Genomic DNA, 23037 nt, shown 5'->3' on the forward strand with positions numbered 1-23037 from the left:
TGTCACAATGAGCCTCCCCTTTCGTGTAACCATTTTCCAATGTCGATATGAGTCAATTCCCAGTCTACTTGTCCAGTCTTAATGGCTGCATCAGGCATACCGGAAATAATCGCACTTTCTTTCGCTTCCGCTAAAATAGTGCAGCCACCTGATTGTTTTACTGCTTGTAAAGAAGCAGAACCATCTCTTCCCATACCGGTTAAAACAACCAAGATCTTTTTGTTAAAAAACGTAGTCGAAGCAAACAATGTATTAATGGAAGGATGATACAAATCAGCTTGATGCGGTTCTGTGATTTCGAAAAAAGCACGATTTCCTTTCTGGACAAGGGTTGTTTGCCATCCTCCAGGTGCTATATAGACAACACCATTTTGAACTACCTCATCATGCTGGGCTTCCTTTATTTGAAATGAAAACTGCTCATTTAAACGTTTAGCCAATAAAGCGGTAAAATGCCCGGGCATATGCTGGGCAATAACAATTGGGTATGACAAGTGATGTGGTAGCTGTTCAAACAGCTTTTGCAAAGCATTTGGACCACCAGTGGAGCTGCCGATGGCAACAATAACAGAGTGACCATTCCGATCATTCACTTGATTTCGTTCAACCATCATTTTTCTAATAACCAATCTTTTATTAGCAACCCAATTGCCTCATAGACCGCATCCGTAAAACTGGCGCTTGCTTTATTGACTAATCCGAGATCCACTACTTCAATTTGCAGAAAGCGATTTGCCGTTTCACGTAAGTTTAAACGGGCTTGTTGATTTCGTTTCGTTGAATCTATTTCAGATCCGATGATGTAAGCACGGGGAGGTGTATGTTTTTTTAATAATTGATACGCGGTGATGAGTCGCTCTTCATTTGCAGATAGAAACAAAATAGCTGGAATATCGGCTGATCGTAGCACTTCTTCTCCTTCAACTTGGATGAAAAGACATACATCGATCCGCAAAGACGAAGATTGTTGTAGAACATCTGGATGCAGAAGCTGATCTTGAAATTTCGGTCTAAAACGTGCCTTCGCTTCTGGTGTGGCAACGCAAAACGATTCATATCCGTAATCACTCAATGATTGAATCAGTTGCTCAATAATTAGCGCATCCTCTTTATGCTGTATATAAAGATGCAGTGACTTTCTTTTTTTAAGTGCATGCTCAACTGATCGTTGCCGTAAATCATACGCTTGATCCATTGTGTTCCTCCTCCAAACGTAGCCATCCCATTAACTGCTTGGCAGTTGGATAACACAAATCGTTTGGTACATGTTGTCCTGTTGTAACACAGGAAACAGGCTCTTTACGTTTATAAAGTAGCTCTGTCAATAGAGACATGGTTCGTGTTTCATCTTTTTTTGTTAAGATAAAGCTATCGATGGTGATAGGTGAAAACGGCTTTAACAGTTCTTCAAGATCGCTTGATTTCATTGTTAAGCTTAACGCTACGTGGCATTCGACGTCGCTCCTTGTTGTTAAAAATTGAACAAGAGGATCGGCGAGTTGTGAATGCAAATAATTATCTCCTGGTGTATCAATAAAAATCATATCAGCGTTGACCTTCGTGCATAAGGCAGTTAATTCAGATGCATCATATGCAACGTGGCACGGACAGTCTAAAATCTCACTATATTTTTTTAACTGCTCGACTGCAGCAATTCGGAACGTGTCTAATGTAATAAAAGCGATTGATTTTCCTTGCTCATACCGAGCATGAGCAGCAAGCTTCGCAACGGTTGTTGTCTTTCCTACACCGGTTGGTCCCAAAAGACAGCAGATCCGCTTTTCTCCGATTACCGTCGTTTGCGGTTTGATCACAGCCTGTAGCATTTGGTTATAAACTGTTACACCCCCTACTACACCACGATCTTCTATCATTTTTGCCGTTAGGGCCAATCCTTTTTTTACTGTTGGTGTAACCTCTAAACGATCAATATAGGTGTTGACGTTTTGAGCTTCTTTCACAAAGGTACTTTCGTAGGAGGGGGTTCGTTGCTTTTGTTCTTCGATCCCAACCGTCAGTTGACATACTTCTTTTTTAAAGAATCCGAGCCAACCACCCTCCGTTACATAACGAGAGTGCAAGATAACGGCTTTTGAACCGATGCTTTGGCGCATCAATTCATAGGCTTGCTCATACGTAGGTGCTTTGATTTTTTTTATGATCACTGCAACCTCACCACCCCTACACTTTGTACCTCAACACTAGCATCTAATTCATTGTATGAAATGACTGGTACTTGAGGAAGGTAACGTTCAATTAAATGTCGCATATACATCCGAACAGCTGGTGAACATAGAATGACAGCCTGTTGCCCCATTTCTGCTAATTTCGTTGTTTCCGATGCAGTCTGCTGCAAAATCGTTTGTGAGTCAGCCGGTGCTAAAGCTAAAAAATGCCCGTTTTCATTTTGTCCAACTGCATCAGCGATACGCTTTTCTACTTCACTAGCAAGGGTAATAACGGCTAGTTTATTTTGCTCGTCTGTTAACTGCTCTGAAATTTGCCGAGAGAGTGCTTGACGAACATATTCTGTCACTACGTCCATATCTTTTGTTCGTGAACCATAGTCTGCCAGAGTTTCGAAAATCATTGGTAAATTACGAATGGATAGCTGTTCTCTTAATAGATTCTTCAATACTTTCTGTACATCTCCAATAGATAAAGGTGTTGGCGTAACCTCTTCCACTAGAGTTGGGTACGTTTCTTTTACGTGTTCAATTAACGCCTTGGTTTCTTCTCTTCCTAAAAGTTCGTGCGCATAGGTTTTTAACAACTCGGTTAAATGAGTCGAGATTACCGTTGGCGGATCAACAACCGTGTAGCCAGACAGCTCCGCTTCTTCTTTTACATCTTCTGTTACCCACATGGCTTCTAAACCAAAAGCAGGCTCGACTGTTGCTATGCCTGTAATTCGCTCATCTTCAATCCCTGTGCTCATCGCCATATAATGATCAAGAAGAACCTCTCCTTTTGCAACCACATCACCTTTAATTTTTATTGTATACGCGTTAGGTTCTAACGATAGGTTATCTCGGATGCGAATAACAGGAATCATGGTTCCAAGTTCAAGTGCCATTTGTTTACGAATCATTACGACGCGATCAAGCAAATCGCCCCCTTGATTCGCATCGGCAAGAGGGATCAAACCGTAGCCAAATTCAAACTCTATTGGGTCCATCTTCATTAACGACAGTACAGATTCAGGACCTGTAGGCTCTGGTACATCTGTTGTTTCTTCTTGTAATTGGTGTTCCATTTCCTCTTCAACTGTCCGAGCCTTCGATAAGCGATAACCAGCAAACGCAAGCAATCCAGCAACAGAAAACGTCACAACTTTTGTGATAGGCGTCGTAACCCCTAAAAGGAAAATTGTGGCAGCGGTCACATACAACAGTTTTGGATAAGCTAAAAGTTGCTTTGTTAAGTCATTTCCTAAGTTGCCCTCAGAAGCAGCTTTTGTAACAATGACACCTGTTGCAGTTGAAATGAGCAATGCTGGAATTTGCGTAACAAGACCATCTCCAACTGTAAGTAATGTATAGGTACTCGCCGCCGTCGATAAATCCATTCCCATTTGCATCATGCCAATGACAAGACCAAAAACCATATTAATGATGACGATTATAATGCTAGCAATAGCGTCTCCTTTTACAAACTTACTTGCTCCGTCCATTGAGCCGTAGAAATCGGCTTCATTTTCAATCTTTTCTCGACGGGCTTTTGCTTCACGATCAGAAATTAACCCAGCGTTCAAATCGGCATCAATACTCATTTGCTTTCCTGGCATTGCGTCAAGGGTAAAGCGGGCACCGACTTCCGACACTCGTTCAGCACCTTTTGTAATGACAAGGAACTGAATAATAATGAGAATCAAGAACACGACAAATCCTACAACCGCATTCCCACCAATTACGAAGCTTCCAAACGTATCAATAACGTTCCCCGCGTGTGCTTCACCTAAAATGGAACGGGTTGTTGACACACTTAATCCTAAGCGAAACAGCGTCACAAGAAGAAGCATTGTCGGAAACACAGAAAATTGAAGGGCGTTTTTTGTATTTAGTGCCACAAGTAAGATAAGCAAAGATAAAGAGATATTAAAAATAATTAATACGTCTAACAAAAATGGAGGGAGTGGTATGATGAGCATCACAATGATTAAAATCACACCAGCAAGTATACTTAAATCTTTCGCTTTCATTGTTCCCCTCCTTCCTTTTTATGTATGGCCGTTTAGTTGATACACATAGGCCAAAACTTCAGCTACCGCTTCAAACATCTCTTCGTTGACTTGGTCATTTACTTGTAAGTTTGCATACATCGTACGTGCAAGCCATACATTTTCAACCATTGGTATGTGATGTTCGCGGGCAATCTTTTTTATTCGTTCTGCAGCATAATCCATTCCTTTAGCTAAAACGTAAGGAGCATCTGCTTTAGCTTGATCGTATTTAAGCGCAACAGCAAAATGAGTCGGGTTTGTAATAATGACGTCTGCCTTAGGAACATCTTGAGCCAATCGCGCCATCGACATTTCCAGTTGCTTTTGCTTTCGTCTCGCTCGAATTTTCGGATCTCCTTCACTCGTCTTGTGCTCATCACGAATATCTTTTTTCGACATTCGTATTTGTTTTTCATGATCGTACCGTTGATAAAGGTAATCGGGTATAGCTAGAATGAGCAAAAGAATAGCAGCAACAATCCCCATCATTAAAGCAAGTTCCCCTACTGTAACAGCACTCACTTCAATATTTTTTTGCGACAACAATAAAACATCTTCAATGTTCATATACAAGACAATGATGACGGCTGCTCCAACAAAAACAATTTTCAGAATGGATTTCGCTAGCTCCACTAATGCTCTCGCAGAAAAGATTCGCTTAGCCCCTTTTATAGGGTCGAGCTTTTCCAGCTTAAGCTTTAGGGGGTCTGTTGTAAAAAGCGACCCTACTTGTAGAAAGCTTCCAAAAGCACCAGCAAGAACTGTAATAGCCATGAGTGGCAACACAAGTATGGCCATGTTCCACGTTAACGTTCGAAACAAACTAGCAATGTTCGGCGTAGTCACATCCATATGAAGAAAGCGTGAAAGGCTATCAAGCATCATCCCTTGTAAGCCACTAAAAATAGCTGGTCCAGCAAACAGCCATAAGATGATAAACGCTACAAAGAGCATAAGCGCTGTATTGACATCTTGACTCTTTGGAATTTGGCCTTTTTTTCTAGAATCTTGCCGCTTTTTCGGTGTTGCTTTTTCGGTTTTTTCATCAGCAAACCATTGTAAATCCATCACAAGTCTACTGTTCACCCTGATCCACCGAACCCTTCTAACAACTCCCGCATGGCAAGAATCATTTCTTTAAACAAATAGTTCATACTCATAAAGAAAACGCCGATATAAATAAAGAGAATAATAAGTCCAGCCATTAGTTTAATCGGCATACCAACGACAAACACATTCATTTGTGGAACGGTTCTAGAAACAATTCCTAAGGCAATATCAACTAAAAATAAAGAACCCACTACCGGAAAAGCCATTGAAACGCCAAAGGCAAATAGAAATCCCATTAACATAGCAACCTGCTCTACTACCGACTCTTGCGCCAGAGGTAAGAACAATTGGTCAATTGGGACAAACTCAAAGCTATACACAGCGCCGTCTAATAATAAGTGGTGACCGTCAATAATAAGTAAGTATAGTAGTGCGAATACGTATAAGTAGCTACCAGTGAGCGGACTTTGCGCACCGGTTTGTGGATCAACAACATTTGCAAGCATAAAGCCCATATGAAAATCAATTAATCCCCCGGCAATTTGCACAGCATACAAAAGCATCATTGCGACTAATCCAGTTAAAAGACCAACGAGCGCTTCTTTTATAAGTAAAATGGCGTACGTTGCATCAATTGAGACAATCGGAAAATCAACTGACATAACAAGCAGTAACGCAACCATACTAGCGATGCCGACTTTAAATGGTAGTGGAATCGTCCGGTAATTGTATAGCGGAAGCACAAGAAAAAAAGACGCAATCCGAACAAAAACAAGTAAAAACGTCGGATACAGTTGAATAAATACGTCCATTTAGCCAATATACCTAAATAAGTTGCTATAAATGCTATAGGTCATTTCCGTTAATTGCGATAGCATCCATGGCCCAAGAATGACTAACCCAACTAAAACCCCAACAATTTTTGGGATGAAAGCAAGTGTTTGTTCTTGAATTTGTGTTGTGGCTTGAAAGATACTTACGAAAAGACCTAAAGCTAACGCAATAAGTAAAAGTGGTCCGGCAACAAGCAAGACCGTCCATACACCGCTTTGAGCTAGGTTCGTTACCGTTTCAAGATTCATGAAACACGCTCCTTCCTATTGATAGCTAATGAGCAGACTCTGTACGACGAGATACCAGCCATCGACGAGAACAAATAACAAGATTTTAAAAGGTAAGGCAATCATAACTGGTGGTAACATCATCATCCCCATAGACATTAGAACACTCGCGACAATCATATCGATGACAAGAAACGGAATAAAAATAAGAAATCCAATTTGAAAGGCTGTCTTTAATTCACTAATAGCAAAGGCAGGAATAAGCGCTGTAATCGGCACATCTTCTAACGTTTCAGGTTGCTCATAGCCGCCATAGCCCATAAACAAAGCGAGATCCTTTTCTCTTGTGTGTTGTGCCATAAATTGTTTTATTGGTACAATCGCCGCATCAAGTGCCTCTTCTCCTGTAAGCTCACCCTCGGTTAACGGAATATAAGCTGTTTCATACACATCTTGTATTACTGGCGCCATAATAAAAAATGTCATAAATAGAGCCAGTCCAATTAATACTTGATTCGGTGGCGTCGTTTGTGTAGCTAACCCTTGCCGAACAAAAGAAAGAACGATAATAATCCTAGTAAAGCAAGTCATTAAAATTAATATTCCTGGTGCAATTGACAAGATCGTTATGAGTAAAACAATTTGTAGCGTCGTTGCAATGCTACCTTCATTTGTTAAGTCGACATTTAAAAACGAAAGAATAAACAAATCCATCATAGAGAGTTCGGACCTTTATCATGCATTTTTACTTTCTTTTTCAACCCTTGATTTTCTAAATTTAATCGAGAAGTCAAGATGTCTTGAAACGTTGAAGACGATTGTCGTTGGTTATCTGTCGTCTTTAACCAAGGTAAGATTTGCGTTAGTCCACCTTGTTCTCCGTCAGGCTGTTGCTTTTTAAGTATGGCTTCAATTTCATCTGGATCGTCTATTGTATCCAATAACCGCACTTGATCACTTACACCAATTACAAGCAGCTTTTCCCCAATTCGTACTAGCTGTATCGATCGATTTCCACCTAGTGAGACACCTGAAAGCAAAGACAATCCCTTTGATTCTTGAAAAGACCGTGAGCGTTTGTTTATAAACTTCAATAGTGTTACAAGTAAAAAAATAACAATAAGCAGTGCACCAATCATCTTTAAACCACTAATCCATGGAGACTCGTTAGCTACTACCGTCTCCTCCTGCTCAGCATCAGAAGAAGCACATGCTTCTGAATCCATTGCTTCCTGTACACTACAATCTTTCGCAAAGGCGTGCTCGTGCTCTACAAGGGCAAAGCAAAGCACGACCACTACGAAAAGAAACCCCTTAACCGATTGCTTTAGAAATGGCATCAATAACTCGATCAGCTTGGAAAGGTTTTACAATAAAGTCTTTTGCCCCTGCTTGAATGGCATCAATAACCATTGCTTGTTGCCCCATTGCCGAGCACATAATCACACTTGCGTTAGGATCGTACTCTTTAATTTCTTTTAGTGCGCTTATTCCATCTTTGTCAGGCATTGTAATATCCATGGTTACTAAATCTGGAGAAAATTCTTTGTATTTCTCAAGCGCTTCGTTTCCATCGTTCGCTTCAGCTACAACCGTAAAACCGTTCTTTTCTAAAATATCTTTTAACATCATTCTCATAAAAGCTGCATCATCTACAATTAAAATTTGTTTCGCCATCGTTGTTTTCTCCCTTTTTCTCAACTAATTCAAGTGATTAATTCGTTCTTTTTTACTAACGATATCTGTAATTCGAACGCCGAAATTCTCATCAATAACGACTACTTCTCCTTTAGCTATAAGTCGATCGTTTACGCGAACATCGACAGGTTCACCAGCTAACTTATCTAGCTCAATAATAGAGCCTTGTGAAATTGTTAAAATTTCTTGTATCGTTTTTTTCGTCCTTCCTAGTTCTACCTTTACTTCTAAAGGGATATCTAGGAGCATATCTAAATTTTTCATCTCGCTATCCGGTAAGTTTGGTTTTTCAAAATTAGAGAAAACCGCTTTTTCGACAAGTTGCTCTTTAGCCATAGTTGGCGTTGGTTGTTTAACACGATTTGGTTCCTCATGTTGTTGAAAGTACGTAGGTTCTTTTATTGATTCCTTTTTTTCTACATGCGTTTCTTCAGCTTCATGTGTTTCTCCTAGTAAGGCTTGCGCGTAACTTTTTCCAAATGGCACATTTATAATTTGTAATAATTGAGAGTCAATTAATTCCCCTAACTTCAATGAAAACGAAATGCCGATAAGATGATCGCCTTCCGGAACATACTCAGGCTTTTTTTGTGTATTAAAGTCGACAATTTGCACCCGAGGAGGGGAAATATCAACTCTCCTGTTAAATAATGTAGACATTGATGTTGAAGCAGATCCCATCATTTGATTCATCGCTTCTTGTACAGCACTTAAGTGCATGTCTGTTAGTGTTTCATCTGGTTTCTCACCAGTACCACCTAACATTAAGTCTGCAATAATAGCAGCGTCTTTGGTCGTAATAACAAATAAATTAGAGCCTTCAAAGCCCTCTGTATAATCAACATGAACAACGACGTGAGGATGAGGAAACAAATCATGTAGTGTAGATTGATCTATTGACGTAACAGTCGGCGTTGTGATTTCCACTTTTTGATTTAACAAGGTGGATAACGCTGTCGCAGAGCTACCAAAAGAGATGTTCCCTATTTCCCCAATGGTGTCTTGCTCCATTGGTGTAAGGATGTCAGTAATTTCAACGGTTTCATGCTCTTGGTCATTTTTCTCAGGCTCAGATGGTTCGTCTTCTTTTAACCCTTGTAATAATGCATTAATTTCGTCTTGAGAAAGAGGTCTATCACTCATCTTCCGTTCCTCCTACAATATCTGTCACCTGAATAGCCATTCTGTCTCGCTGTAAGCCTGGTTGACCCTTAAATTTCAATGCGCCACCGACATTCATATGTAAAGGTGATGATAGTTCTTGGTCTAGCGTTATTACATCATCAATGCTTAATTTTAAAAACTCTTCGATTGTAATAGCAGATTTCCCTAAATCTACAGAAACATCAATGGTCGTTTTTTTAAGCTGTCGATTCATCATTTCCTCTTCTTCTGGTGAAATGGAACGTCTTTGCTCTTGGAACCAATGATGATTCGTCAACTTGGGTAAGACATCTTCTAAAACAACATGTGGTAAACAGATCGTCATTAACCCAGACGTCTCGGCAATACTCGTCGCTAATGAGATGACTACAACCGTTTCATTCGGTGAGACCATCTGCAAAAAGTGTGGGTTAACCTCTGTTACTTCTGAAACCGGTTCAAGTTGAACGACAGATGACCACGCTTCTGCAAAACTTCGAACCATTGAATCAAACAGTCCGGACAGAATGTTCTTTTCAATATCTGTCAAATTATCAATTTTGTTAATGCTTGTTCCTCTGCCTCCAAGAACACGATCAAACATCGCATAAGCAATATTAGGATTTGTTTCAAGCAAAAATCGACCACTTAACGGTCTTGGTTCAACTACATTTAAAAACGTCATCGACGGTATAGAACGAACATACTCTTCGTAGGGCACTTGCTCCACAGAGGCAACTTGAATCTGTACAAGTGAGCGGAGCCTTGCTGAAAAATAAGTTGTTAAAATGCGTGCGTAGTTTTCATGAATGCGTGACAAGTTTCTCATCTGGTCTTTGGAAAAACGAAGGGCGCGCTTAAAATCATAGGTTCGCACCTTTTTCTCCGCTTCAACCTTTAATAAGTCTTCTGCACTCTTTTCACCGGTTGTTAATGCTGAAAGAAGTTCGTCAATCTCCCCTTGTGACAATACATCTGCCATAAGCTCACCTCTTCTCTACTGAACAACTTTAGTCGTAGTATATACCGCTTCCACACTCCCTGAATCGAGGTGCTGGTTTAATTGAGTCTTCATTTCTTCTTCTAGCTCTTGGATGCCTTCTGCACCTAACAAATCTTCTGCTGTTGTCTCAGCTAACGCTAATAAGACAACGTGCTTAACTTGAAAATTTCGCTCTTCAAGTTCTGTTAATGTGGTTGCATCATCAAGCTGAATACGAAATTGGGCGCGGATAAATTCACCGCTTTTTAAGTTTGTCGTAATTTCTTCTGTATCAAAGGAGCGTTTATTAATGTTTTCAATAGAGGCACTTGCTTGTTCTGTGCCACTTTGAAACGGACCTATCCCTAAAAGATACAGCCCTCCTACTAGAAGAGCAGCACCCATAACAATACTGAGGAAAACACCTATAATCCGTTTACTCATTCTTCATCCACTCTTTGCTGCTTATAGGAACCAACGAGTCCAATTTCTTTCATAGCTTGATTGATGTTGTTCCCTACCGTTTCTATTGAATCAGCAACAACGATTTTCTTGCCACTCACGAGTGTAATCGTTGTATCAGGATGCGCTTCAATATGCTCGATTAATAATAGATTTAAGAGCATGGAACGCCCGTTTAATCGCGTAACCGAAATCATAGTTATCTCCTATCTCTTTAGATTAACAATTTCTTGTAATATTTCATCAGATGTCGTGATTACACGTGAATTTGCCTGAAAGCCTCGTTGTGCCACAATCATTTCCGTAAATTCATCCGTTAAATCTACATTTGACATTTCTAAAAACCCACTTTGAACTTCTCCAGCTCCGTTTGTATCCGTTATGTTCGGTGCTCCAGAAGCTGCTGTAGCTGAAAATAAATTACCGCCTACCTTCGTTAACCCATCAGGATTTGCAAAAGTTGCAACTTGTAACGTTGTTCCAGGTGCATCCGAACCAACAAAGTTAATCGTTCCTTCAGAATCAATCGTCACTTCCGTTGCATCCTCTGGAACCTCAATTCGTTCACCTGCTTGATTGAGTAAATACGCTCCAGAACTATTGACAATATTATTGTTAGAATCAATATAGAAGTTTCCAGCTCGTGTATAGTACGTCTCACCATTAGATTGGACTGCGAAGAATCCAGCACCATTCATCATTAAATCTAGGCTACGACCGGTGTATTGGGCAGGGCCCTCTCCATGAACCGTATCGATAGCTCCTACAGTTGAACCTGTACCTACTTGCTGAGGGTTTACACCACCTTGGTTCGCTCCTGGTGCAAGAGCTGACTGCATCTGTTGACTCATTAAGTCTTGAAACATAACCCGCCCTTTTTTAAAACCATGGGTATTAACATTGGCGATATTATTACCGATAACATCTAACTTTGTTTGAAACCCTTTCATGCCAGATATGCCTGAATACATTGATCGAATCATGCTTATCGCTCCTTTTCTGTTTGCGTAGCTTGTGTTATTTGTAGCAAATGACCTGCTTTAATCCATTCATCACGATTAATTTCAACGATTAGTTCTCCGTTTTTATCATACTTAACAGCAGTTACTTCACCACTGCCTTCCTTGTCTTCATTTTTCCAAGTCACATGTTTGCCAATTAATTCACTTAAACTCATAAGCTGCTGACTTTTTTGATCTAAATACATATACTGCATAGTCGCATTTAGCTGAGTTAACTGTTCTAGCTGAGAAAACGTTGCTAATTGTGCAATGTATTCACGATCTTCCATCGGATTTGTTGGGTCCTGATGTTGGAGTTGAGTGATTAATAGTTTTAAGAACGCTTCTTGACCTAACGGATTGGATTGTGACTTCGCTTGTTGTTTCTGTGAAGAAAGCAATAGACTTGGATCAATTTGGGTCATATTCTTTCACTCCCCTACTTAATATAGTAGACATCCAGTCTTGAAAATCAGTTGTGTTTTTCTTTTGAGCCGCCTCCAGCAATCGTTGTTTCCTTGTCTGGTCATTTTCTTCTTGGCGCTCTTGCTGCTTTTCTTGGTCAGGTAAATCATCTTCCATCTTCACCACTTCGACTTTTGTGTCCTGTAAAGAACTAAGCTGACGAAGTTGATGAAGAGATCGATCTAAGGATTCTTTCGCCGTCTGACGTTCAGCAATAATTTTCACTACGAATCCTTGGCCTTGCTGCATAAATTGAATGGTCACTCTTCCAAGAGACTCAGGATGAAGCTTCACTAGCACCTGTTGTTGTCGATCAGCCGTATAAGTTGTTTTAGCTGCTCGAATGATTCTTAGAAGTTGTCGGGTTAATAGCGTATCGTTGGACTCTTGTCGTTTTACAGCCTCTGCTCCTACTTTGTCTGCCACCTGCTTGTCGACTACGTATCGTTCACCCGTGTGGATATAATCCTCTTTCTTTGTCGATTCTGGCGTCACTGTAGGAGGTTGACGAGGCGTTCCTGATTGAGACAACTCTTTTTGCACATATTCTTCTGTTAAGGGATGCTTCTCCATGTGGAGAGAACGAACATCCTCTCCACCTGCTTCTTCAACTAGTCCACCATTTGAATTGAAAGCCTTCTCGTCTATCGGTCTCTTACTACCAACATCTGGCGTCACTTGTTTCAATGAAGCTTTCTCAAAGTCTTGTTGCTTTTCGTTTTCTTTTTGTATCCCTTGTTGTTTACTGTTTTCTTGCTTTATGTTTTCTATTTGTATCTCTTGTTGTTTACTGTTTTCTTGCTTTGAAAGCAACTCTTCTTCCTGTTTTTCAATCATGTTCGCAGAAGCTTTTTGGGCGCGCTCATCTACTACTTGTTCAATCAATTGATTAACGTCTCTATTCAATTGTGTTGCGTCATCTTCAGTAATCAGCATAATTCCATCGGATTTATTTAATACCACTGGTTCACTAAGTTGTCTGTCAAACTTAACTGGGCGTATCTCCGTCTCTTTAGACTGCCCATCATCAACTTCCAAAGTAGACTTTAGCGTTAGTGTTGATTGTTCCAGCGTTGAATCTTGTATTATTGGACGTTTAGAAGCATTAACCGCCTTGCCTTGCTTCATTTCAATAGAGGTTTCGCTCATTTCTGCTGAAGAAAAAGTTTCCTTTTCTACTAAACGCGGTTCAGAATCTACAAGCTTATCACCATTTTTGATTGTGTCTCCCTTAAATGAATGGTTTGAAAAAGTGGATTCCTGTTTTATTTCTGTCTGGTAAAACATGTTGACCAGTTCAATTTCTTCTTGCAACGGTATTTGCGAATCCTTGTCGTATGTACTTGTTGCTTCGCCGCTGTCAAGTTGCTCTTCCTTGTTATGACTTTCCATTTGGGATGATACTTGTTCCTTGTATAAATCCATTGTTGTCGAAAATAAAGCCGTTTTTATAGATTTTGGCGAACCACGTTTCGTAAGAATAGAGCCAACTGTAGTTGAGCGGCTTTCCGGTACCGTATTTGTTTGGTGCGTCATTTTCTTAGCCACCCTCATTCGCTAATCGTTCTATTAATTCAGCTCCTTTTTCAGCTGGCAAACGTCCTATAATCGAAGCTCTAAGCGACTCATCCATGGCTTGTACATGCGAGAACGCTTCTTCAAAAGGAAGTTCATCAATAATTGCTGCCGCTCGCTTAGATGACATTTCCTTATAGGTATTAACAACAGAACGTAGTCGGTTCTCTTGATCTGTGGGACCATTCATTTGCGACGGAACGGAAGCTGATTCTTGTACACCCGTTTCTTCTTCTGACTGTTGGGAGGCACTACTCATTACCGCTAATTCATTTTCTGTTTCACGAAGTTGTGTTTGTAACTGAATAATTTCTTGTTCCAACTCTGCTATCGTTTCTTCTACTGCCTGATCCACACCCGAACGATTTTCTTGGAACAGCGATCCAACGCTTGGTAAACCAAATAATGGACCTATATAAATATAGCCAACAATAAGCAGTAGAACTAACGGTACAAGTGTAGAGACAATAAGCAATTTTGATTGTTTTCGCTTGTCTTTTTTCATCCGATTAATACCCGATTAAACTGATTTACACTTATTTCGTCCATTTGTTGCTGTTCACGTTTTCGTTCGTCCTGCTCGTATTGCTGTGCTTGTCTCTCTTTTAATCGCTCAAACTGCTTATGTGAACGAGCAGTCAATTGAAATTGCTCTTCTCGTTTTTGCATTTCCATTCGTGCGTGATCTGTCTCTTCTTTCATTTTCAAAATGACCTTCTCTAGCTGTGAAAGATAAAGGGCCGTTTGTACACATTCACTCACTTTCATTCCTAAAGCTTGATTCGATTGAACTGATTTTTCAAGGGTCTCCTTTTCTTTCAATCGTTCATATAAAGACGTTGCTGTACGTTCAAAGGAATCACGTGCCAAGTCAACTTGTTTTTTTGCTTGGATCTGGTCATGTTTCTTCACATCCATTACTTGCTGAAGAGAAAATGAAAATGTCATTATTCTTTCTTCACTCCTTCCACTAAGTGCATCATTTCAGCGAATGTTGACGAAAAATCATAACTTTCGCCAGAGCGTTGCGACAAAAACTGCAACAACTGCGGCATCGCTTCAATCGCACGGTCAATTGCCGGCGACGCACCCTGCTTATAGGCACCAAGCTGTATTAAATCTTCTGTTTCTTCATAATCAGCAAGCCAGCGCCTCATTTCTTTAGCAGCTCGTGCATGTTCATCGCTTACCAACTCACTCATTAAACGACTAACACTTTTTAACAAATGAATAGCTGGAAATTGTCCTTTATTTGCTAAACCACGATCAAGAATAAAATGACCATCTAAAATACCACGAACAGCATCAGCAATTGGCTCATTCATGTCATCCCCATCAACTAAGACAGTATAAAAGGCGGTAATTGTTCCTTTTTCGCTTGTACCTGCTCGCTCTAACAATTGCGGTAACTTGGCAAACACAGATGGTGGATACCCTTTTGAGGTTGGGGGTTCACCAATCGCTAGTCCAATTTCTCGGTGTGCCATAGCAAAACGAGTAACTGAGTCCATCATTAAGTTAACCGACATACCTTGGTCACGAAAGTATTCTGCGATAGCTGTTGCAGTTAAGGCACCTTTTACTCGCTGCAAAGGTGGCTGATCAGACGTCACGACAATTAGTACAGATTTTTTTAATCCCTCTGACCCAAGATCTCTTTCAATAAAATCCCTTACTTCCCTGCCTCGCTCACCAATAAGGGCTATCACGTTTACATCTGCATCGGACTGCTTTGCAATCATTGACATTAACGTACTTTTCCCAACGCCACTTCCAGCAAAAATGCCTACTCGTTGACCTTTACCCATCGTTAGCATACTATCAATTGCTTTCACTCCAACGCTCATTGTTTCACTAATTCGAGGTCGCGTCATTGGTGGAGGCGGTTCACTATCAGCTGGATAAAACATGTCAAAAGAATCAGTAAACCCATCAGCCGAGTCAAACGGAGTACCAACACCGTCTACTAATTTACCAATCAATGCAGGTCCTACTGGAATGGTTAGGGATTGTTTTGTTGTTTCAACTAAGCTACCTAGTTCTATATGATCAATTCGATCAAGAGGCATAAGCAACACACGATCATGGTCAAAGCCAACTACCTCTGCACGAATCTTCTTTTTTTTATCTTGCCCAGTCCATATATAACAAAGTTCACCGATAAAAGAACGTGGGCCAGAAGATTCAATCGTTAGTCCCGTCACTTTCTTCACTTGTCCGTACCATTTATAAAGTGTACTAGCCTCAACTTGATCAATTAGTTGTTTCCACATAGTCTTTTCCTATCACACGGGTTAGTTGTTGTTTTAGCTCAAGAAGTTGTGTATCTAAAGAAGCATCAAGCCGACCTGCATTTGTAACAATGACACATTCTGTTTCATTCCGTTGACCATCTGGTATAATTCGGAAATCCTGACATGCCGGTAGCTGTTGTTGGAGCTCTTCTTTTGAATGAACGAGCTTTTTGTACCATGAAGGATGTACATACACTTTGACTAATTCCATATCTTTCACTTCTTGCAAGATTTGAGCAACCATTGTAGCAAGGATACCTTCGTGTTCTAACTCACTTTTTAGTACGCGTCTTACGATGGAAAGAACCAGTTCAATTAAGAAGGGTTCATTCTTAACAATTGACTGCTCTACTTGGTCTTGAGCTTGTTCCAATAAATGATGAGCCTCTGTTAATTTCCCTTCATAAATGGACAGCGCCTGTGATTCGCCAGCACTAAAACCGGTTTCATATCCCTCTGACTGCGCTTGTAGCTTTCGCTCTTCCCATTGTTGTTCCAATTGGGTTGCTCGTTCCGCTAGTTCTACTTCAATCTGTTTAGCCCGTGCTCTTGCTTCCAGCAGAATAGACTCTGCTTCTCGGTTCGCTTGAGCTACAAGCTGCTTGCTTTCATCGAGCAACGTCTTCTCTACTTCTGTCTCCGAAACGGTTTCACTTACAGATGGTAGGTCCTGTTTGATTTCCTGGATCCCAATGGCTCGTTTTTTTGACAACTCTGTGCTTACACGAATAACATTAGACAAGGATGTCCTCTCCATTCGTTCGCGCTAAAACGATCTCTCCCATATCTTCAAGGTCACGGATTTTAGCAACAATTCTAGACTGTGCTTCTTCTACATCTCGTAAACGAACCGGCCCCATATATTCCATTTCATCTCTAAACGCCTCAGACATACGCTGTGACATATTTGAGAAGATCGATTCTTTCACATCATCACTCGCTACTTTTAAGGCTAACTGTAAATCATCGTTTTGTACGTCTCGAATCACACGCTGAATGGCTCTCTTTTCAAGAGTGACAATATCTTCAAACACAAACATCCGTTTTTTAATTTCTTCTGCTAGCTCTGGATCTTGGATATACAGGCCGTCAAGAATTGTTCGTTCTGTTGATCGATCGACTCCATTTAATACTTCTACAACGGCTCCAATGCCACCAGCCTCTGTATAGTCTTGAGTAATCGTTTGTGATAACTTTTCTTCTAATACTTTCTCGACTTGAGAAATCACTTCTGGTGAAGAGCGATCCATCATCGCAATTCTCCGCGCCACATCGGTTTGTATCATTTCTGGTAAGGATGAAATAATTTGACCGGCTTGCTTTGACGGAATATATGCTAGAACAACAGCGATTGTTTGAGGGTGCTCATGCTGTATAAAATTTAAAATTTGCGATGGATCTAGTTTTCTTGCAAAATCGAACGGTCGGACTTGAATTGTTGCCGCCAAACGGTCAATAACAGACGCTGCTTCTTCTTCACCTAACGCTTTCTCTAAAACAGATCGGGCATATCCAATGCCCCCTTGGGATAGGTATTCTCTTGCATCAACAATGGCTTTAAATTCATCTAGCACGTTCGCCTGCGTCTCTTTATCAATTTTTCGCACTGCAGAAATTTCAAGTGACAACAATTCAATTTCTTCTTCTGATAAATGCTTGTATACTTGTGCAGCTGAATCTGGACCAAGCGAAATTAACAATACTGCCGCCTTTTGTTTTCCAGTTAATTGTACGATAGCCAAGCGATCACACTCCTTTACTAATCCTCAGACAACCACGTTCTAAGTAATTTAGAAAATTCTTCTGGGTTTTGATTCGCTAATTGATTCAACTCTTTCAGTTGCTTTTTCTCTTCTTTTTCTTCTTTCTCAGTAAAGCGAATTGGCTCATCTTCTTCTATATCTAGATGGGTGCTTTGATCTTCTAACGCTATGGCATCCACTTGTTTACGGGTCCGAAGTAAAAGAACAATAAGCAAGATGATAAACAGAAGTAACGCTACAGCAGCAATGATCATCCACATTGGCACGCCTTGTGCTGGTTGCTCGTTTTCAATTTGGGCTGATTCAGCGAACGGAACCGATGAGATAGAGACTCGATTCGTTGCTGCCGGTGCCTCTTCTACTGTTGCTGGTATCGTTGTCTCAACAATTGTATTGAGCATTGCTGATAGATTGTCCATTTGCTGAGCCGGAAGTTGCATCATCCCTTCAGGTGGATTCACCATCGCCTGTATACTTACATCTCGAATCCGATAGGGGCTTTCAATAATTTCTTTGTGGATTCGATTAAATTCATAATTAATTCGTTCTTCAGTACGTTCTGACTCGCTATCTCCACCAGCAACTGTTCCCGTGTAGTTTGGAATCTCATCACCGGTACCGGTTACACCACCTTCACCGGCTCCAGTACCTTCATAAAATTCGGTAATTCGTTCCGCACTAACGGCTAGCCCTTCCATGTCCTCTTCATTAATAGGCTCTACTAAGTCTTCTGTTCGTTGTTCCTGTGTAAAATCAATGTCTGTTGTGACAGAGACAATAGCATTATTCGGTCCAACAACAGCATGAAGAAGTTGCATAATAGTTTGTTCTAAGTCTGCTTCAATTTGTTGTTTAATTTCTCTTTGAGACTCGAACGAACCAGCTGCGTATGATGAATCATCTTCTTGATATGTATAACTCGTAAAATTTGAATCTGATAAAACAATGTTTTCTACTGGTAGATTTGGTACGCTTCTTGCTATTAAGTGATAGAGTGCTTTTACTTGAGTTTGATCGAGGGATGTACCCGGAGCTAAATCCAATACAACAGCGGCTGTAGCTGACTCTTGACCTGAATTTAGCCACACGCTGTCTTCCGCCAACGTAATGACAACATTGGCATTTTGCACACCTGATATGCTGCTTATTAATCCTGCTAACTCTGTCTGCATGAGAGAGCGTTCGATGACGGTGAATTCATTGTCCGTCATACCAAATCCCATTTGCTCTTGAAAGAAACTATAATCAATGCTCCCGCTTTGCGGTAACCCTTCAGCTGCTAAATCTACTTTTAATCGATCCACTTCTCGCTCTGGAACAAGGATGGTTGTACCATCATTTGCTACTTCTGTTGTAACCCCTCTACTTTCAAGTACTTCTTGAATTTGACCAGCCTCTGCTAAAGATAGGTTGCTGTACAAAGGGGCATAATTTGTTCGAAAGCTGAGCGCAATAAGCGCAGCAATCAGTAGCATTAGGACGAATACACTTGCCACAAGTAACAGTTTCTGTGTTTTTGTTCGCTCATTCCAGTAAAGCTTTGCCTTATTTGCTATGTTCGTTACTTTTTCGTTCATGACGCCTCCACATAGGGTTTCATTATACTTGCATGCGCATCATTTCTTGATAGGCTTCTATTACTTTATTCCTTACTTCCAACGTACCTTGCAAGGCAACAGATGCTTTATTTGCCGCAATCATTACTTCATGAAGATCAATGGGTTCTTTTCTTGCCATCGCTTGTGTAGCAGCAGAAGATTGCAATTGAGCTTCATTTACTTTTGATAATGCATCCGTCAATACTTGTTGAAACGACTGATTTATAGGCACATTTTGCTTGGTAGTCGTTTTTTCATCAATTCCTAATTGAAACGGTGATTGCATGGAATGGATTTGCATTAAATTCGCTTACCTCCCAATTTCTAGTGACTTCATTAGCATCGTCTTACTTGCTTGAAGAGCTGTGACATTCGCCTCATAAGAACGAGTAGCGCTAGTCATATCAACCATCTCACGAGCAATATCGACATTTGGCTTGGCAACGTATCCTAATTCATTCGCATCAGGATGAGCAGGGTCATAAACAAGACTTGAGGGTGTTTGGTCATTAATGATGCCTGTTGCCACTACCCCTTCGCTCAATTGTTCTTTTGCTCGATTTAAGTGGCTGGAGAAAGATTGGGACTGTTGGACAACCATCTTTCTTTGGTAAGGCTGCCATTCACCATTAACAAGTTCTGCTCTCGTCGTATCTGCATTGGCAATGTTACTTGATGCTACGTCCATTCTTAAGCGTTGCATCGTTAAAGCAGAACTCGAAACGTTCATACTATCGAACATCTTCTTTCCTCCTATCTACTTCCTTTTATAGCAGTTTCTAATGATTGGAAATTACTAGATATTCGATCTACAAGTGCCTGATGGTAAAGTTGATTCTCTGCCATCTTACTCATTTGTTTATCAATATCAACACTATTGCCATTATGGTTATATTGCTGCAAACGTTCATGTAAACCTTGTGTATGAGATTGCGGCAAAGGGAAAGCCAAGTGACGTTCATTTGTTTGTTTCGCTTGAAACTCATTAGAATTTGACTGCGCCGTTTGTAGGACATTTTGAAATGAAACTGACTTCTCTTTGTAATCTGGTGTATCAACATTAGCAATATTAGACGAAATGACTTTCTGCTGATTAGCCGCAAAGTGAAGCGCCTCTTCTAAAACCGAAATCGATTGTGTTGTAAACATCATACCCTCCAATCACGTTAAAAAAGACCTACAACTTTTAAAATAAGCATATTTTTCCAGTTGCTCTACATATGATAAAATTTTACTAGTTATTTTATCTTTTGTCTAAGTACTTTTAGTTTTTTTTTGATTTTGAGCAAAAAGAACTAAGTGCAAAAAGATTTAATAAAACTAAATGCCTATAAATAAATAAGGGTACACGTCTAAAAACCTATATAAAATTTTCTATCTCTGCTAAAATAATGGGAATTATACTATAGGGATGGAAATAGGTTTTATTTTCCACCTTCTTTTTAATCCCATTAAAAAAGCGCTACAATCATTTGATTGCAGCACTCTGACTTTGACGATTTAGTTTTCTTTTAAACGATCCAATTCAACTAAGAATTTATCATTTAATACTTTAATGTACGTTCCTTTCATTCCTAAAGAACGAGATTCAATAACACCAGCACTTTCTAACTTACGTAGCGCATTGACAATAACAGAACGTGTAATACCAACACGGTCCGCGATTTTGCTTGCAACAAGTAAGCCTTCTCGACCATCAAGCTCTTCAAAAATGTGCTCAACCGCTTCAAGCTCACTGTAAGACAATGAACTAATAGCCATTTGAACAACCGCTTTGCTTCTTGCTTCCTCTTCAATTTCTTGGGTTTTCTCATGAAGGATTTCCATACCTACAACGGTAGCACCGTACTCAGCTAAAATTAAGTCATCATCACTAAAATGGTTTTCTAATCTCGAAAGAATAAGAGAGCCAAGACGTTGCCCGCCACCTTTAATTGGTACAATCGTTGTTAAACCATTTTTGAAAATGTCACGATTTTCAACAGGGAACGCTGTGTATTCACTGTCTACATCAATATTTGCTGATGTTTCTTCAATTTTGAACAGCCCTTCTGTGTACTCTTCTGGGAATTGACGCTCATCTAGCATTTTTTTCATGCGATCATTTTCAATTTCTTCTTCGATAGAAAAACCAAGAAGTTTCCCTCTTCTACTTACAACAAAGACATTTGACCCAATTGCTTCTCGCAATGTGATCGCCATTTCTCTAAAGTTTACGTGCTGACCACTTGTTTTTTGTAGCATTTCGTTAATTTTCCTAGTTCTTGTTAATAAATCCATTAAAATTCTCTCCTTAAATGTCTATAATATGAATTGACTTAAATCTTGATTCTTGGCAATGGTTCCGAGTTTCTCTTCAACATACTGTTCTGTAATTTCTAGTTGTTCCATGTTGATGTTCGGTGCTTCAAACGATAGATCTTCTAGCAGTTTTTCTAAAAGCGTGTGCAGTCTTCTTGCGCCAATGTTTTCTGTTTCTTGATTTACTTGACTTGCAATCGTCGCAATCTTATGAACAGCTTTGTCTGAAAAATGAATTTCTATACCTTCCGTTTGCAAAAGAGCTTGATATTGCTTTGTTAACGCATTATCCGGTTCTACTAGAATCCTCACAAAATCATCAACGGATAGGCTTCCGAGCTCGACTCTTATAGGGAAACGACCTTGTAGTTCAGGAATGAGATCGGATGGTTTAGCCATATGGAATGCCCCTGCTGCAATAAACAAAATATGATCTGTTTTTACAGCTCCATATTTAGTTACAACGGTTGAACCTTCTACAATTGGTAAAATGTCACGTTGTACACCTTCTCGTGAAACATTTGCACCTTGATCATTCTTCCCCGCTACTTTATCAATCTCATCTATGAATATCATGCCTACTTGTTCGGCACGTTTAATGGCTTCTTGCGTCACATCATCCATATCAATTAGCTTTTGCGCTTCTTCTTCTGTCAAAACGATCCGCGCATCAGCAACAGACATACGTCTTTTTTTCTTTTTCTTTGGAACCATATTCCCGAGCATTTCTTGCATGTTCATGCCCATTTGTTCCATACCGGCTCCACCTTGAAACAAATCCATGAAGCCTTGCGACTGTTCAGAAACTTCAATAGTCACTAATCGTTCCTCTAGTTCGCCATTTACAAGCTTATCGTACATTTTCTTTTTCAAGTTTGCACGATTTACATCTTCTTCTTCCTTCTTGTTCTCATCTTCGTCTTCTTCTTCGCCTGGAGATTGAAACAACATCTCAAACGGATTTTTATAACTGCTTTCTTTCTTTAAAGATGGAACGAGAAGGTTAATTAATTTTTTATCGGCTAGTTCTTTTGCTTGTTCACGAACGAGACCTACTCGCTCCTCTTTAACAAGCCGGACGCTAGATTCAACCAAATCACGTACCATGGATTCCACATCTCGTCCTACATAACCAACTTCTGTAAACTTTGTTGCTTCCACTTTAATGAACGGTGCACCAACAAGTTTTGCCAGCCTTCTAGCAATTTCTGTTTTTCCCACTCCTGTAGGACCAATCATTAAAATGTTTTTCGGCGTAATCTCATCTCTCATATCTTGATCTAAAAGAGTCCGTCGATAGCGATTTCTTAAAGCAATAGCAACAGAACGCTTAGCGCCTTGTTGACCTACGATATATTGGTCCAGCCGTTCCACAATTTGACTCGGTGTTAGTGAACTAGTCATCTACAGCGCACTCCTTTG

Annotated in this window: 28 protein-coding genes; all 28 read right to left on the reverse strand. The window is 40.1% G+C overall.

The window, feature by feature from the left end; translation table 11 throughout:
- Positions 1-2: 2 nt before the first annotated feature.
- Positions 3-614 (reverse strand): CheB methylesterase domain-containing protein, encoded by a 612-nt coding sequence (locus tag E2L03_RS01725; protein WP_134258494.1) that lies wholly within the window; start codon positions 612-614, stop codon positions 3-5.
- Positions 611-1195, reverse strand: coding sequence for a hypothetical protein (locus E2L03_RS01730; RefSeq protein ID WP_038480705.1), 585 nt, complete (start codon positions 1193-1195; stop codon positions 611-613). The genes E2L03_RS01725 and E2L03_RS01730 overlap by 4 nt, the downstream gene beginning before the upstream one ends.
- Positions 1179-2165, reverse strand: coding sequence for a flagellar biosynthesis protein FlhF (locus E2L03_RS01735; RefSeq protein WP_055735311.1), 987 nt, complete (start codon positions 2163-2165; stop codon positions 1179-1181). The genes E2L03_RS01730 and E2L03_RS01735 overlap by 17 nt, the downstream gene beginning before the upstream one ends.
- Positions 2162-4201, reverse strand: coding sequence for a flagellar biosynthesis protein FlhA (flhA, locus tag E2L03_RS01740; protein WP_038480708.1), 2040 nt, complete (start codon positions 4199-4201; stop codon positions 2162-2164). Before flhA ends, E2L03_RS01735 begins: the two co-directional genes overlap by 4 nt.
- Positions 4202-4219: 18 nt before the next feature.
- The gene (gene flhB, locus E2L03_RS01745; RefSeq protein ID WP_236702337.1) at positions 4220-5308 is read right to left on the reverse strand and encodes a flagellar biosynthesis protein FlhB; all 1089 of its coding nucleotides are present in this window, start codon (positions 5306-5308) and stop codon (positions 4220-4222) included.
- Entirely contained in the window at positions 5305-6084 is a 780-nt protein-coding gene (gene fliR / locus E2L03_RS01750) for a flagellar biosynthetic protein FliR (RefSeq protein ID WP_134258495.1), read from the reverse strand. The genes flhB and fliR overlap by 4 nt, the downstream gene beginning before the upstream one ends.
- Positions 6085-6354, reverse strand: a complete 270-nt coding sequence (gene fliQ / locus E2L03_RS01755) for a flagellar biosynthesis protein FliQ (protein ID WP_038480712.1) — start codon at positions 6352-6354, stop codon at positions 6085-6087.
- Positions 6355-6369: 15 nt separating this feature from the next.
- Entirely contained in the window at positions 6370-7047 is a 678-nt protein-coding gene (gene fliP / locus E2L03_RS01760) for a flagellar type III secretion system pore protein FliP (protein WP_371836640.1), read from the reverse strand.
- The gene (locus E2L03_RS01765; protein WP_051667545.1) at positions 7047-7631 is read right to left on the reverse strand and encodes a flagellar biosynthetic protein FliO; all 585 of its coding nucleotides are present in this window, start codon (positions 7629-7631) and stop codon (positions 7047-7049) included. The genes fliP and E2L03_RS01765 overlap by 1 nt, the downstream gene beginning before the upstream one ends.
- 16 nt (positions 7632-7647) lie before the next feature.
- Complete coding sequence (locus tag E2L03_RS01770) at positions 7648-8010, reverse strand: response regulator (protein ID WP_038480718.1); 363 nt, start codon at positions 8008-8010, stop codon at positions 7648-7650.
- Between the two features lie 24 nt (positions 8011-8034).
- Positions 8035-9174: a flagellar motor switch phosphatase FliY gene (gene fliY, locus E2L03_RS01775; RefSeq protein ID WP_038480723.1), complete on the reverse strand. Its 1140-nt coding sequence runs from the start codon at positions 9172-9174 to the stop codon at positions 8035-8037.
- Complete coding sequence (gene fliM, locus E2L03_RS01780; RefSeq protein ID WP_095150385.1) at positions 9167-10156, reverse strand: flagellar motor switch protein FliM; 990 nt, start codon at positions 10154-10156, stop codon at positions 9167-9169. The genes fliY and fliM overlap by 8 nt, the downstream gene beginning before the upstream one ends.
- Before the next feature lie 15 nt (positions 10157-10171).
- Entirely contained in the window at positions 10172-10600 is a 429-nt protein-coding gene (fliL, locus tag E2L03_RS01785) for a flagellar basal body-associated protein FliL (protein WP_038480728.1), read from the reverse strand.
- Positions 10597-10815, reverse strand: a complete 219-nt coding sequence (locus E2L03_RS01790; RefSeq protein WP_038480731.1) for a flagellar FlbD family protein — start codon at positions 10813-10815, stop codon at positions 10597-10599. The genes fliL and E2L03_RS01790 overlap by 4 nt, the downstream gene beginning before the upstream one ends.
- A 9-nt stretch (positions 10816-10824) precedes the next feature.
- Positions 10825-11601: a flagellar basal body rod protein FlgG gene (gene flgG / locus E2L03_RS01795; protein WP_124742214.1), complete on the reverse strand. Its 777-nt coding sequence runs from the start codon at positions 11599-11601 to the stop codon at positions 10825-10827.
- Between the two features lie 2 nt (positions 11602-11603).
- A complete protein-coding gene (flgD, locus tag E2L03_RS01800) occupies positions 11604-12044 on the reverse strand; it encodes a flagellar hook assembly protein FlgD (protein ID WP_055735306.1) in 441 nt (146 codons plus the stop codon).
- On the reverse strand, positions 12031-13632 hold the full coding sequence (locus E2L03_RS01805; RefSeq protein WP_166740167.1) for a flagellar hook-length control protein FliK: 1602 nt from the start codon (positions 13630-13632) through the stop codon (positions 12031-12033). Before E2L03_RS01805 ends, flgD begins: the two co-directional genes overlap by 14 nt.
- Complete coding sequence (locus E2L03_RS01810) at positions 13625-14164, reverse strand: magnesium transporter MgtE N-terminal domain-containing protein (RefSeq protein ID WP_038480743.1); 540 nt, start codon at positions 14162-14164, stop codon at positions 13625-13627. Before E2L03_RS01810 ends, E2L03_RS01805 begins: the two co-directional genes overlap by 8 nt.
- Positions 14161-14607, reverse strand: a complete 447-nt coding sequence (gene fliJ, locus E2L03_RS01815; RefSeq protein ID WP_134258498.1) for a flagellar export protein FliJ — start codon at positions 14605-14607, stop codon at positions 14161-14163. The genes E2L03_RS01810 and fliJ overlap by 4 nt, the downstream gene beginning before the upstream one ends.
- Positions 14607-15932, reverse strand: a complete 1326-nt coding sequence (locus tag E2L03_RS01820) for a FliI/YscN family ATPase (RefSeq protein WP_038480748.1) — start codon at positions 15930-15932, stop codon at positions 14607-14609. The genes fliJ and E2L03_RS01820 overlap by 1 nt, the downstream gene beginning before the upstream one ends.
- Positions 15913-16695, reverse strand: coding sequence for a flagellar assembly protein FliH (fliH, locus tag E2L03_RS01825; RefSeq protein ID WP_038480750.1), 783 nt, complete (start codon positions 16693-16695; stop codon positions 15913-15915). Before fliH ends, E2L03_RS01820 begins: the two co-directional genes overlap by 20 nt.
- On the reverse strand, positions 16688-17695 hold the full coding sequence (fliG, locus tag E2L03_RS01830) for a flagellar motor switch protein FliG (RefSeq protein ID WP_038480753.1): 1008 nt from the start codon (positions 17693-17695) through the stop codon (positions 16688-16690). Before fliG ends, fliH begins: the two co-directional genes overlap by 8 nt.
- Positions 17696-17712: 17 nt before the next feature.
- Positions 17713-19293 carry a flagellar basal-body MS-ring/collar protein FliF gene (gene fliF, locus E2L03_RS01835; protein ID WP_095150388.1) on the reverse strand — a complete coding sequence of 527 codons (1581 nt, stop codon included), beginning with the start codon at positions 19291-19293 and terminating at the stop codon, positions 17713-17715.
- Positions 19294-19315: 22 nt separating this feature from the next.
- On the reverse strand, positions 19316-19615 hold the full coding sequence (gene fliE / locus E2L03_RS01840) for a flagellar hook-basal body complex protein FliE (protein ID WP_055735300.1): 300 nt from the start codon (positions 19613-19615) through the stop codon (positions 19316-19318).
- 9 nt (positions 19616-19624) lie between these two features.
- Positions 19625-20056 carry a flagellar basal body rod protein FlgC gene (gene flgC, locus E2L03_RS01845; protein ID WP_038480762.1) on the reverse strand — a complete coding sequence of 144 codons (432 nt, stop codon included), beginning with the start codon at positions 20054-20056 and terminating at the stop codon, positions 19625-19627.
- Positions 20057-20067: 11 nt separating this feature from the next.
- Positions 20068-20463: a flagellar basal body rod protein FlgB gene (gene flgB / locus E2L03_RS01850; protein ID WP_051667546.1), complete on the reverse strand. Its 396-nt coding sequence runs from the start codon at positions 20461-20463 to the stop codon at positions 20068-20070.
- Between the two features lie 351 nt (positions 20464-20814).
- Complete coding sequence (codY, locus tag E2L03_RS01855) at positions 20815-21594, reverse strand: GTP-sensing pleiotropic transcriptional regulator CodY (RefSeq protein WP_038480768.1); 780 nt, start codon at positions 21592-21594, stop codon at positions 20815-20817.
- Between the two features lie 21 nt (positions 21595-21615).
- Positions 21616-23019 (reverse strand): ATP-dependent protease ATPase subunit HslU, encoded by a 1404-nt coding sequence (gene hslU / locus E2L03_RS01860; RefSeq protein WP_038480771.1) that lies wholly within the window; start codon positions 23017-23019, stop codon positions 21616-21618.
- Between the last annotated feature and the right edge of the window lie 18 nt (positions 23020-23037).

Source organism: Shouchella oshimensis (assembly GCF_004375095.1).
Taxonomy (GTDB): domain Bacteria; phylum Bacillota; class Bacilli; order Bacillales; family Bacillaceae_D; genus Shouchella; species Shouchella oshimensis.

What these genes read in the sequence shown, in the direction of transcription:
- fliE (WP_055735300.1), bottom strand. Translation starts at nt 19,615, where the DNA reads ATGCAAATCCATTCCATGCAATCACCGTTTCAATTAGGAATTGATGAA.
- flgG (WP_124742214.1), bottom strand. Translation starts at nt 11,601, where the DNA reads ATGATTCGATCAATGTATTCAGGCATATCTGGCATGAAAGGGTTTCAA.
- hslU (WP_038480771.1), bottom strand. Translation starts at nt 23,019, where the DNA reads ATGACTAGTTCACTAACACCGAGTCAAATTGTGGAACGGCTGGACCAA.
- flhA (WP_038480708.1), bottom strand. Translation starts at nt 4,201, where the DNA reads ATGAAAGCGAAAGATTTAAGTATACTTGCTGGTGTGATTTTAATCATT.
- fliF (WP_095150388.1), bottom strand. Translation starts at nt 19,293, where the DNA reads ATGAACGAAAAAGTAACGAACATAGCAAATAAGGCAAAGCTTTACTGG.
- flgC (WP_038480762.1), bottom strand. Translation starts at nt 20,056, where the DNA reads ATGTTCGATAGTATGAACGTTTCGAGTTCTGCTTTAACGATGCAACGC.
- E2L03_RS01725 (WP_134258494.1), bottom strand. Translation starts at nt 614, where the DNA reads ATGATGGTTGAACGAAATCAAGTGAATGATCGGAATGGTCACTCTGTT.
- E2L03_RS01810 (WP_038480743.1), bottom strand. Translation starts at nt 14,164, where the DNA reads ATGAAAAAAGACAAGCGAAAACAATCAAAATTGCTTATTGTCTCTACA.
- fliJ (WP_134258498.1), bottom strand. Translation starts at nt 14,607, where the DNA reads ATGACATTTTCATTTTCTCTTCAGCAAGTAATGGATGTGAAGAAACAT.
- E2L03_RS01730 (WP_038480705.1), bottom strand. Translation starts at nt 1,195, where the DNA reads ATGGATCAAGCGTATGATTTACGGCAACGATCAGTTGAGCATGCACTT.
- codY (WP_038480768.1), bottom strand. Translation starts at nt 21,594, where the DNA reads ATGGATTTATTAACAAGAACTAGGAAAATTAACGAAATGCTACAAAAA.
- fliQ (WP_038480712.1), bottom strand. Translation starts at nt 6,354, where the DNA reads ATGAATCTTGAAACGGTAACGAACCTAGCTCAAAGCGGTGTATGGACG.
- fliM (WP_095150385.1), bottom strand. Translation starts at nt 10,156, where the DNA reads ATGGCAGATGTATTGTCACAAGGGGAGATTGACGAACTTCTTTCAGCA.
- flgD (WP_055735306.1), bottom strand. Translation starts at nt 12,044, where the DNA reads ATGACCCAAATTGATCCAAGTCTATTGCTTTCTTCACAGAAACAACAA.
- fliL (WP_038480728.1), bottom strand. Translation starts at nt 10,600, where the DNA reads ATGAGTAAACGGATTATAGGTGTTTTCCTCAGTATTGTTATGGGTGCT.
- fliY (WP_038480723.1), bottom strand. Translation starts at nt 9,174, where the DNA reads ATGAGTGATAGACCTCTTTCTCAAGACGAAATTAATGCATTATTACAA.
- flgB (WP_051667546.1), bottom strand. Translation starts at nt 20,463, where the DNA reads ATGTTTACAACACAATCGATTTCGGTTTTAGAAGAGGCGCTTCACTTT.
- fliP (WP_371836640.1), bottom strand. Translation starts at nt 7,047, where the DNA reads ATGGATTTGTTTATTCTTTCGTTTTTAAATGTCGACTTAACAAATGAA.
- E2L03_RS01790 (WP_038480731.1), bottom strand. Translation starts at nt 10,815, where the DNA reads ATGATTTCGGTTACGCGATTAAACGGGCGTTCCATGCTCTTAAATCTA.
- E2L03_RS01820 (WP_038480748.1), bottom strand. Translation starts at nt 15,932, where the DNA reads ATGTGGAAACAACTAATTGATCAAGTTGAGGCTAGTACACTTTATAAA.
- fliR (WP_134258495.1), bottom strand. Translation starts at nt 6,084, where the DNA reads ATGGACGTATTTATTCAACTGTATCCGACGTTTTTACTTGTTTTTGTT.
- E2L03_RS01770 (WP_038480718.1), bottom strand. Translation starts at nt 8,010, where the DNA reads ATGGCGAAACAAATTTTAATTGTAGATGATGCAGCTTTTATGAGAATG.